Annotated in this window: 2 protein-coding genes; both read left to right on the forward strand. The window is 50.5% G+C overall.

The annotated features are described in order from the left end of the window. Positions 1-125: 125 nt before the first annotated feature. Positions 126-2,189, forward strand: coding sequence for a serine/threonine-protein kinase (locus JGK36_RS33690; RefSeq protein ID WP_293187182.1), 2,064 nt, complete (start codon positions 126-128; stop codon positions 2,187-2,189). A gap of 25 nt (positions 2,190-2,214) precedes the next feature. Then, positions 2,215-2,367 carry a hypothetical protein gene (locus tag JGK36_RS33695; RefSeq protein ID WP_293187181.1) on the forward strand — a complete coding sequence of 51 codons (153 nt, stop codon included), beginning with the start codon at positions 2,215-2,217 and terminating at the stop codon, positions 2,365-2,367. The last annotated feature ends 117 nt before the right edge of the window (positions 2,368-2,484 follow it).

Consider the following 2,484-nt stretch of genomic DNA (forward strand, 5'->3'; position numbering starts at 1 on the left):
AGCCGACTCCCTTGGGTGAAGCAGGAAGCAGACCCTTCAAGAGCAATCTTGATTGAATAGTGAGACTTGAGAAAGTTTAGCTAAGTTTTGTGTAGCAGCAACCTCAATCAGGGTTATGTGGCTTCGTGAGTTATTGCCTCAATCCCAAATGCCCGAATCCCTCCGATCCAGCCAACTCTGGTAAATCCGCGTGCATCCACTGCGGGTCTGAACTTTTGTTGCAAGGTAGATATCGGCTAGTCGCGCCTCTCGGAGGCGGTGGCTTTGGCAGAACATTTGAAGTGGACGACAACGGCGCCCGAAGAGTGCTCAAAGTCCTGCTGAAAGAACATCCCAAAGCTGTAGAACTGTTTAAGCAAGAAGCCGACGTATTGGTCAGGCTGAGACATCCAGGTATTCCAAAGGTCGATCGCGACGGTTATTTTACATTTTCGCCAGCTCACAGCACAGAGTCTTTTCACTGTCTGGTGATGGAGAAAATTGCTGGGGCCAATTTGCAAGACTGGCTGAAACATCGGGGCCGCCCGATCAGTCAAGAACAAGCTCTGAACTGGCTCAAACAACTGTCGGAAATTTTAGACCAAGTTCACCGACTCAACTATTTTCATCGGGATATCAAGCCGCACAATATTATGTGCAAGCCGAACGGGCAGCTAGTGCTGATTGACTTCGGGACTGCTCGGGAAGTGTCGGCGACTTATTTCGCTAAGGTGGGCCAGGGGCAAAATGTCACTGGTATTGTTTCCCCTGGCTATACCCCGCCCGAACAAACTAATGGCAAGGCTGTTCCGCAGTCGGATTTTTTTGCTCTGGGGCGCACTTTTGTTTATTTGTTGACTGGGAAGCCACCGACTGCGTTCCCAGAGAACCCCCGCACGGGCAGATTAATGTGGCGCAAAGGAGCTCCTCAGGTTTCCGACCCCTTGGCTAATGTCATCGATTACCTGATGGCGCCTTTTCCCGGAAATCGACCTCAAAGTCCGCAGATGGTTTTGCAGTGCTTGGAGGAAATTAATCTTGACGGTGCGGAAACTCAGTTACCAACTCAGTTGCCGACGACGGGACAAACTAAAATTCGCGGAACTTCCGGGGTGTCTGGGGCGACGAAGCAGACTTCCATCAACCGCCTCAAACCTCTGAATTCTGGTGGCTTGAACCAGTCGGAGCAAGAGGTTTTAGATTGGAAAAAGAAGTTGGTGGCGGGCGCTGCTGTTTTGATGCTGGGTATTGGCGCGTCTCAAATTTATGGTTCGATGCGTTACGGGGTGTTTCCGGCAAATCCGTTGTGGCTGCTTTCTAGTTTGCCTAGCAGTCAGTTTTTGCAAAGAAGTTTGGATAATGTCGGAAGTGTAAATGCGATCGCCCTGTCGCCGGACGGTCAAACTTTGGTCAGCGCCAGCTTTGGGACGATTAGAATTTGGAATCTGAAGACGGGACGCCTGGTGCGGACTCTGAATCCGGTGCATTCTAAAAAATCGGTTAGCACGCTAGCGGTGAGCCCGGACAATTCGACTTTGGCCAGCGGCGGCAATGACAATAATGTGATTTTGTGGGATTTGAAGACGGGGCGGCGGGTGCGGACAATTCCTGCTCACAAAGCCCCTGTCAACGCGATCGCCTTCAGCAGCGACGGTCAAAATCTGGCTAGCGGGAGCGATGACAAAACTGTTCGCTTGTGGAATGTCAGAACCGGCAGCAGGTTGCTGACTTTGACCGGTCACACCGGAGGAGTAAACGCGATCGCTTTGAGCCGGGACGGTCAAACTCTCGCTAGTGGCAGTGAGGACAAGACTGTGCGTTTGTGGAATCTTGACACCGGAGAAGTCAGAAGAATTATCACTGGCCACGGGGGCGCGGTTAATGCTGTGGCTTTTAGCCCGAACGGTCAAGTTGTGGCTAGCGCTAGCAGCGACAATACGATCCGTCTGTCGAACGTGCAAGACGGGAAGCGCACTCGCACTTTTAAAGGCCATTCGAGCTGGGTGAGGACGATCGCTTTTAGTCCCGATAGTCGCACTTTGATCAGCGGGGGCGGAGATATTATAGTGTGGGATTTGAAGACGGGGAAAGAAAGAAACACTCTTTCTGGTCACGGCCAGTTTGTGAATTCTGTGGCTGTTGCCAGAGATAGCAAGACTTTGGTGAGCGGCAGTCCCGATCGCACGATTAAGATTTGGCGAATGCCATAGTCAGTTGACAGTTGACAGTTGACAGTTGACAGTTGGCAGTTGGCAGTTAATAGTTGGCAGTTGGCAGTTGGCAGTTGATCGAAGGAAGAGGGAAGAAGTAACAATTCCCAATTCCCAATTCCCAATTCCCAATTCCCAATTTTCAAATAATCAAGAGCAAGACTTAAGTGGCAAATAGTTTGCTAAACTTATCTACAGTTGATTGCTGAGAGTCAGTTCCATGTTTGCGGTCAAGCGAGCGCTCAAATTAAATAATACTGAAGCAACCTTGATGGCAAAACACGCAGGCTTTCGG

It is taken from the genome of Microcoleus sp. PH2017_35_SFW_U_B (genome assembly GCF_020737865.1).
GTDB lineage: Bacteria > Cyanobacteriota > Cyanobacteriia > Cyanobacteriales > Microcoleaceae > Microcoleus.